The organism is Streptomyces sp. NPDC059957 (assembly GCF_042730015.1).
In the GTDB taxonomy this organism is placed as follows: Bacteria; Actinomycetota; Actinomycetes; order Streptomycetales; family Streptomycetaceae; genus Streptomyces.
Map to the genome: position 1 here is coordinate 66,052 of NZ_JBHWMB010000041.1, position 7,952 is coordinate 74,003.

General features: G+C 74.5%; 7 protein-coding genes. 2 read left to right on the forward strand and 5 right to left on the reverse strand.

The features are described from left to right. Positions 1 to 10: 10 nt before the first annotated feature. The 5 genes from ACFWBW_RS25765 to ACFWBW_RS25785 all read right to left on the reverse strand — a co-directional run bounded on the left by ACFWBW_RS25765 (position 11) and on the right by ACFWBW_RS25785 (position 6,166). Complete coding sequence (locus ACFWBW_RS25765; RefSeq protein ID WP_385376684.1) at positions 11 to 1,822, reverse strand: hypothetical protein; 1,812 nt, start codon at positions 1,820 to 1,822, stop codon at positions 11 to 13. Then, a complete protein-coding gene (locus ACFWBW_RS25770) occupies positions 1,819 to 2,880 on the reverse strand; it encodes an ATP-binding protein (RefSeq protein ID WP_385376687.1) in 1,062 nt (353 codons plus the stop codon). Before ACFWBW_RS25770 ends, ACFWBW_RS25765 begins: the two co-directional genes overlap by 4 nt. Positions 2,881 to 2,991: 111 nt before the next feature. Next, a complete protein-coding gene (locus ACFWBW_RS25775) occupies positions 2,992 to 3,441 on the reverse strand; it encodes an SRPBCC family protein (RefSeq protein ID WP_385376690.1) in 450 nt (149 codons plus the stop codon). 71 nt (positions 3,442 to 3,512) lie between these two features. Next, on the reverse strand, positions 3,513 to 5,594 hold the full coding sequence (locus ACFWBW_RS25780; protein ID WP_385376693.1) for an alkaline phosphatase family protein: 2,082 nt from the start codon (positions 5,592 to 5,594) through the stop codon (positions 3,513 to 3,515). Positions 5,595 to 5,761: 167 nt separating this feature from the next. Continuing rightward, positions 5,762 to 6,166: a hypothetical protein gene (locus ACFWBW_RS25785; protein WP_385376696.1), complete on the reverse strand. Its 405-nt coding sequence runs from the start codon at positions 6,164 to 6,166 to the stop codon at positions 5,762 to 5,764. A gap of 144 nt (positions 6,167 to 6,310) precedes the next feature. Here ACFWBW_RS25785 and ACFWBW_RS25790 point away from each other — a divergent pair, with 144 nt between their 5' ends. After that, positions 6,311 to 7,126, forward strand: a complete 816-nt coding sequence (locus tag ACFWBW_RS25790; RefSeq protein WP_385376699.1) for an MBL fold metallo-hydrolase — start codon at positions 6,311 to 6,313, stop codon at positions 7,124 to 7,126. 5 nt (positions 7,127 to 7,131) lie between these two features. Continuing rightward, on the forward strand, positions 7,132 to 7,755 hold the full coding sequence (locus ACFWBW_RS25795) for a DedA family protein (RefSeq protein ID WP_385376719.1): 624 nt from the start codon (positions 7,132 to 7,134) through the stop codon (positions 7,753 to 7,755). The last annotated feature ends 197 nt before the right edge of the window (positions 7,756 to 7,952 follow it).

Sequence of the window (7,952 nt, forward strand, 5' to 3'; positions counted from 1 at the left end):
TCCGCGCCCCTCAGGCCAGTCGGAAGACCGGCCCGCGGGGCGTGAACGGCAGGGAGGCGCCCTGCGGAACCAGGAAGGCGTGCTCGCGCCGGATCCGCAGGGTGTCGGTCCAGCCGTCGGTGATCACCAGGACCGGGGCCCCGGGCGGGAAGTCCTCCGCCCGCAGCAGCAGGTCGACGCCCGGCTGCAGCACGGTCCCGCCCCGGCCGCGCACTTTCACCCGGCCCGCGATCTCGGTCGGGGGCAGATAGCCCGCGTCGTACGGCGCCGCGTCGCAGAACACGACGCGGGCGGCCGGCACGTCGCGGGCTTCGGCGTACGAGGCGATGGCGCCGAGCGCCTTGCCGAGCAGGGCGGTGTCCATCGACCCCGAGGTGTCGAGGACCACGCCGAAGGTGCAGCGGGCGGTCTCCTCGGGCGCGAAGTACCGTCCCGCGCGCGGGATGTCCGGGGTGGAGGCCTGGCGGCGGGCCGGGCGCGCGAAGCTGCGTACCGGCTCCGGGCGGGGCACGTACGCGTCGAACCAGCGGGCCAGGCGCGCGTCCCAGGGCACCGGCGGGTGGGCCAGCGCCCGGATCTCCTGCACCAGCCCGGCGGGCAGCAGCCCGCGCTCCCCGTATCCGTGCAGGTCGAAGCCCTGGACCAGGCCGCGGCGGTAGAACTCGTCCAGGTCGGTGTACGGGCCGCTCCCCGGATGGGGCAGGGGCTCGCCCAGGATGTCCCCGCGGCCCTTGCCGCGCAGGGTGGCGAGCCGGCGCATCCGCCGCAGGTCGCCGGTGATCCGGTCGTAGACCTCCTCCACGGACAGGTCCCGCAGCTCCGCGTCATAGAGCAACCCCTCGGGCATGTCGCCGACGCCCATCTCCACGAGCCAGCCGTTGACCACGTAGTCGGCGGCCACGTTGTGCAGGTACGGGTCGCGGGCGCCGCAGCGCTCCCCGTGGCGCAGGGCGGCGTGCAGCATCTCGTGGGCCAGGATGAACCGCCACTCCCCGTCGGTGAAGGTGCGCAGCGGGTTGACGTAGATCTCCCCGGCGCTCGCGCTGACGGCGGCGATGTCGATGCCCTGGGCGCGCGCCAGCTCGGCGTCGGCGACGATCCGCAGGCCCGCGGCGAGGCCGCCGAGCAGCGGGTAGGAGGAGACGAACCAGTTCAGGGCCCGCTCCCACGGCTGCGGCCGGTGGCCCTCGCGGCCGGCGGCCAGGTCCATGGTGGCGGACACGGAGCGGGTGAGGGCGTGGGCGAAGCCGGTCTGCCAGTCGGGGACGGCGCTCCAGTGCGGCCAGGCTTCCAGGATCTGGTCGGGGGCGCCGGGGGCGCTCGTACCGCAGTCCTCGTACCGGGGCGGGACACCGTCCTGCCGCCAGGCGCGGGCGAGCTGTTCCTCGTCGCCGCCGGGGTACTGGTCGGGCAGCCGGTCGGGGGCCCGGCCGACGGGGAAGTTCTGCAGGAAGCGGTTGACGACGACGCAGCGGGCGGCGGTCTCGGCGCGGTCGGGCTGCTCCCGGTCGTCCTCCTTGGCTGCGGGTACGTGTCCGAAGCCGAGGTGGAGCAGGCAGTGCGCCAGGGCCCAGGCCCACTCGGCGGGCGCGGCGCGGCGGGTCGGGTGGGCGTGGATCACCCCGTTGGAGGTGACCACGGCGAGCCCGGCGCCGGCGCAGTGCGCGCACTTCGGGCTGCGGCAGTGGGTGGCGGACACGGCGTTCAGCGCGGGGTTCTGCCGGACGGCGGCCCGCCCCGCCTCGTAGGCGAGGGTGGCCGGGTCGGGCTTGGGCTCCTTGCCCTGCTTGGCCTTGCCGCCGGCCTTGGCCTTGCCGCTCACCGGCGGGCCTCGACCAGGCGCGGCATGTCGCGGGCGGCTTCGATGAGGAACCAGGCGGGCAGCACCGGCAGGCCGTCCACGTCGTCGGCGATGACGGTCTGGGCCACCTCGACGGAGATCTCGGCGAGCTGCACGAGCAGGGACTTCGCGCGGTAGGCGGTCTGGCGGACGCCCGGCGAGACGTGTTCCTTGCGGGCCGGCAGTTCCTTGACCAGGCGGCCCCGGAAGGCCTCGGCGAGGTAGTAGAGCAGGTCGCGGTCCTCCATGCGGGCGGGCCAGGAGGCGTCGCCCTTGATGACCGCGTCGATGCCGAAGCTGTGCCGGACGATCTTCGCGTAGCCGCGGAAGGAGACGGCGTGCGCGGGGGTGAGGGTGCCGTGCGCGAGCACGCCGAGGGTCTGCTCGTCGAGGTCCTGGCCGAAGGAGTGCAGAGCGTCGGAGAGCATGTGCCAGGAGCGGGGCGTGGAGAAGGGTTCCTCGCTCTTGGGCGGCTGCGACCAGAGGTGGTCGGGGCGGTCGGCGAGGTAGTCGGTCACCCAGGGGTGGATGCCGTTCTCGCCCGCCCAGACCAGCCAGTCCCCGGCCGAGGCCGTCAGGTGGACGTGGGTGAGCCGGTTGACCAGCGCGGAGGCGATGGGCCGGGCCAGGGCGTTGTCGGTGGCCCGGTTGCCGGCGCCGATGACGATGGAGCCCGCGGGCAGCTCGTAGGAGCCGATCCGCCGGTCGAGGATCAGCGAGTAGAAGGCCTTCTGCACGTCCGGGCTCGCGGCGTTGAGCTCGTCGAGGAACAGGCAGTACGGCTCCTCGCGGGCGATGGCCTCCGGCGGGCAGAACACCGAACGCCCGTCACGGATCTGCGGTACGCCGATCAGGTCCTCGGGCGCCAGCTGGGTACCGAGCAGGCTCACGCACTCCAGCCCCAGCGAGTCGGCGAACTTCCGCACGAGCGAGGACTTGCCGATGCCGGGCGCGCCCCACAGGAACACGGGCCGCACGGTGGCGAGCCCGAGGAGCAGTTCGGGGAGCTGGGCGGGGGTGACGGTGACGGCGGCCTGCACGGGAGGGGATGTCCTTAGGGGTCCGGGTATGCGGTGCGCCCAGTGTGAGCACACCGCATGTCCCGGAGCACCCGGTTTTCCGGGCCTCCGAGGGCCCTGCGCCCCTTGCGCTCAGGCCGCGGAGTGCTCCAGCAGGTGCTTGAGCTTCTCCTCGCTGCGGGGCATCTCCTTGCGGACCATGGGCTTGACCGCGAGCGGGACGAGCGCCCGGCCCAGGCCGTGGCCCTCGAAGTCGACGGCGATGGTGACCCGCGAGCGAGCGCCGCCGTCGAGGGATTCGATGTGGCCCCGCACGTCCGGCCGGACCGGCCCGTCGACGCCGTGGAAGTGCCAGCTCCTCGGCGGGTCGAGCTCCATGACCTGCATGGTCGTGGGGACCCGCCGCTTGCCGATCTGCCGGGTGATGAGGACCTTCGAACCGACGTGGACGGGAAGGTCTCCCATCGGCACCGCGGACACGGCACTGTCCTGCCACTCCGGCAGGTGCGTGGGGTCCGTGACGTACGAGTAGACGTCCTCGGGACTGCGGTCTATGTCGATGCTCTTGCTGATCGCGGACATGGCGAATCCTTCGAGCCCCCCTGATGGACTCTGCTTCCAACGTACGCCCCGGGCGGGCGGCCGCGCGATGCCTAGGCGGGGTCCGCGCCCGGGGCTACGGAGATCTCCGGGGGGACCGGGATCTGGGGACCGTCCGCCTCGGTGAGCCAGCGCCGCAGGACCTCGTGGACCGCCTCCGCGCCCACCAGTTCTCCGTCCGGCCGGTACACCGGCTCGGACAGCTCCACCGGCCACATCAGGAACGGGTGGCCCTGCTCCCCGCCCAGGCCGCCGTGCGAGCCGATCTGCTCCTCGAAGGCGTGCACCGCCCCCGTCTGCGGGTCGTAGGCCGAGTTCACCATCACGTCGGCCACGTGCGGGAAGGTGTCGGTCCGCCGGACCGCCCGCGCCGCGCCCGGGCCGAAGGGGGCCAGCAGCTCCTCCGCAGCGCCCGGCTCGTCCAGCCGCGCCTCGGCCCCGTTCGCCATCAGGACGGTCCCGTCCACGAGCAGGAACCCGACCCCGGGGTGGTTCGCCAGGGTGGAGAGCAGCGCCGGGTGCGCGCGGTCGATCCGCTCCCTCGACGCCCGGCCGGGCAGGTCCGGGAAGGAGATCAGCCCGAGGTTGCCCGAGGCCAGGACCACCGGGTCCGGCCCCGACCCGGGGCGCACCTCCTCGTCGGTCTCCTCCACCGGGCGGTGCAGGGCGGCCAGTACGGCGGCCCGTGCCTCGGCGCCGCTGTGGGTACGGCCGGCCTTCCGGGACACGGGCAGCCCGCAGCCCGCGCGGACCAGGTCCTTCAGGGTGAGCCCGTACCGGGCCAGGAAGGTCTCCCCGGGGCTCTGGCCGTGGTCCGAGAGCAGCACGATCCGGTACTCCCGGGGTGCGTGCTCGGCGACCCGGGCGATGAGCGCGAGGCTGCGGTCGAGCCGGGCGAGCACCTGCTCGGTGTCCCGGGAGCGCGGGCCCGAGTGGTGGGCGACCTCGTCGTAGGCGACCAGGTCGGCGTAGACCGCGGCGCGCCCGGCCAGCATGTCGCCGATCACCGCGGCGACCACGACGTCGCGCTCCACCACCGTCGCGAAGGCCCGGATCAGCGGGTACAGCCCGCCGCGCGCGACCCGTGGCCGGTCCCCGCGCAGGCGGCCGCGTACCGACTGGGTGATCTCGCGGGCCACCTCGGCGACGAAGGAGAGCGCGGTGCGGACCGCGTTGGCCGGGTCGGAGAAGTACGCGAAGTAGCCCGCGCGGGAGCGGTTGTGGGGGCTGCGCCGGGCGGAGACGGACAGGACGAGCGCCAGTTGGCCGGCGCCGCCGCTGAAGAGGTTGCCGCGGCTGGCCCCGTCGAGGGTGAGCAGGCCCCCGTTCCCGGTGCGTTCGACGGCCCGCCGCTGGAGCTCGGCGGCGCTGGTGGGCCGGTTGCAGACCACCACCTCGCCGGTGTCCTTCTCGTACCAGCGGAAGGCCGGGACGTCGAAGTTGGAGCCGTGCAGGATGCCGAGCTGGCTGGCGCCGGTCTGGCTGGACCAGTCGGTGCGCCAGGAGGTGATGCGGTGGCTGCGGTCGAGCCACTCGGCCACCGTCGGCATCAGGCCGCTGCCGGCCGCGCGCCGCAGCACCTCGTACCCGACCCCGTCGAGCTGCAGGAACACCACGGCGGGGGCGCGTTCGTCGGCCCCGGGCATGCCCTCGCGGCGCTGGCGGCGCCGGCGGCGGTCGGAGAGCCGGTAGAGCCGGCGCCGGTAGGCCTCGTCGTCCCGGACGGCGAGCGCGGTGGAGGTCGCGGAGGCGACGGCGGACATCACGGCGGCGACCACCACCGCCGTCTCCGGGTCCGCCTCGCCGCGGCCGGCCGGGATCAGGCTGAGCGCGATCAGCAGCAGCGAGCCGTTGAGGAAGAAGACGAGCAGCCCGAGCACCAGGGCCGGCACAAGCAGCAGGGCGCGTACGAGAACCGGCCACACCAGCGCGCTCAGCAGACCGAACGCGCCGGCGCCGAGGGCTGCCGTCAGGCCTATCTGCGTGATGCTGTCGCGGTCGCCGCCCGCGCCCGCCTGAAGATGGAAGTCGGGGAGGATTCCGGCCAGGGCGAGCATGGTGAGGGTGGACACCGCCCAGACGATGACCACGCGCACCAGGGCGCCGCCCGCACTCCGCCACCGGCCTCGCAACACGCCGAACCCGCCTCACCACCGTGGCCCGCACCGCGCCGACGGGCCCCCGTCCCCACGGTGTCCAGGCTCGCACAGCGGCGACCGACCGGCCGGGTGACACGGGCGGCGGATGTGCGTACGGGGGGCGCGGCGGAAGCCCGGAGGGGCTGACGCGTGCTGTCGAGGGGCTACGTACCGTCGTATCCGGCGGTCGGCATGGAGAGCCGGCGGTGCACCTCGGCCTTCATCGCGGAGGTGTAGCGCGGCTCGTCGAGACCGGCGGTTTCCAGCCGGACGCCGCGCCGTGCGCACTCCGCGGTGAACTCCTCCACGGAGCGCAACGCACGGGTCAGCACCCGGTGGTTGGCGGTGACGAACAGGTCGACGCGCCCGGCGTCGATGTCGTTCCACAGCCCGCAGTGGTCGGCGCGCAGCCCGTAGACGAAGAGTTGGCGGGTCACGACGTAGCCCCGATCGGCGGCCCAGCGCGCGCACATGGCGTGCTGGCTCCGGGTGTCGACGGCGAAGGGATCCTCGTCCAGATCCTCCAGCGGGGCCAGGCTGGCGATCGCGGCCACGCGCAGCTCATCCATGCCGCCCGACCCTACTCCGATCCGCCGCCGGGGAGGAGGGGGCGTGGAGGCCCGATTTCCTGGTTCCGGGCGGTTTGGGCGGGCAGCCTTTAGGCTCGGACGGGACCTGGTGGCAAGCGGGACGAGGGAGGGGATCAGGGGCCGGTGGAGATCACTTGGTGGGGCCACGCGACGTGCACGGTCGAGGACTCCGGTGTCCGGCTGCTCACGGACCCGCTCTTCGCGCGCCGGCTGGCGCACCTGCGGCGCCGTCGCGGGGCGGTGCCCCCGCCGGAGGCGGCGGTGGCCGACGCGGTGCTCGTCTCGCACCTGCACGCCGATCACCTGCACCTGCCCTCGCTGGCGCGCCTCGCACGCGGCACCCGGCTGCTGGTGCCGCGCGGGGCGCCGGGCGCGGTGCCGGGGCTGGCGCGGATAGCCGGGGTGCGGGGCCTGGAGGTCACGGAGCTGGTGCCGGGCGACACGGTGACCTTGGGGGACGGCGTACGGGGCGGTGGCGTACAGGGCGGTGGCGTACGGGGCGGTGGCGTACGGGTCCGGGCGGTCGGCGCGCGGCACGACGGGCGGCGGCTGCCGTTCGGGCCGCGGGTCTCTCCCGCGCTCGGGTACGTGATCGAGGGCTCGTCGCGGACCTACTTCGCCGGGGACACCGGCCTGTTCGACTCCATGGCCGACGAGGTCGGACCGGTGGACGTGGCCCTGCTGCCGGTGGGCGGCTGGGGGCCCTACCTGGGTCCCGGGCACCTGGACGCGGCGGGTGCGGCGCGGGCGCTGGCCCTGCTGGCGCCGGCGGCGGCGGTTCCGGTGCACTGGGGTACGTACTGGCCGATCGGGATGGACATGGTGCGGCCGCACGAGTTCCACGCGCCGGGCGAGGAGTTCGTACGGTGTGCGCGGCGGGAGGCGCCGAAGGTGACGGTCCGGGTGCCCGCGCACGGTGAACGGGTGCGGCTGCCGTGACGGCCCTGTCCCGGCTCGCGGAGGCGGCCGCGCAGGTACCGCCGGAATCCACCCAGCAGGCGATCGGCTATCCGACCCTCTTCGTGCTGGTGGCGCTGGGCGCGCTGGTGCCGGTCATTCCGACGGGCGCGCTGGTCAGTACGGCGGCGGTGGTGGCGTTCCACCAGGACTCCCTGCCCTTCGGGCTGTTGCTGGTCTTCGGGGTGTCCTCGCTGGCCGCCTTCGCCGGGGACCTGGCGCTGTACTGGCTGGGCCGGCGCGGGGTGCACTCGCGGAACGGATCGCGCTGGCTGGAAGCGCTGCGCCGGAGGGCGACCCCGGAACGCCTCGCCCAGGCGCAGCGCAAGCTCGACGAGCACGGCGTCCTGGTCCTGGTGGTCTCGCGCCTCCTCCCGGGCGGCCGCATCCCGGTGATGCTGGCCTGCCTCCTCGCGGAGCTCCCCCTGCGGCGGTTCGCCCGCGGCGACGGCCCCGCCTGCCTGGCCTGGGCGGCGACCTACGGCCTGATCGGCATCGTGGGCGGCTCCCTCTTCGCGGAACCCTGGAAGGGCGTGGCCCTGGCGGTCGCCCTCACGGTCTTCATCAGCGCGGCCCCGGCCCTGTGGCGCCGCATCCGTCCCGGCGGCTGACCCGGCCGGTCGCGGAACCCGCCTCCCGTGTGGCGCCGTTGCCGGGGCCCGGGGCCCGGGCCCCGGTGCCTCAAACGCCGGCGGGGCTGGGGGTTGGCTGCGGGTGGGCCGGTGCCGGGGGCGGGGTGGGGTGTCGGCCTGGACTGCATGATTTAGGCGCCCTCTGCTCTACTCCGACAAGGCGTGGGGTGTACCTG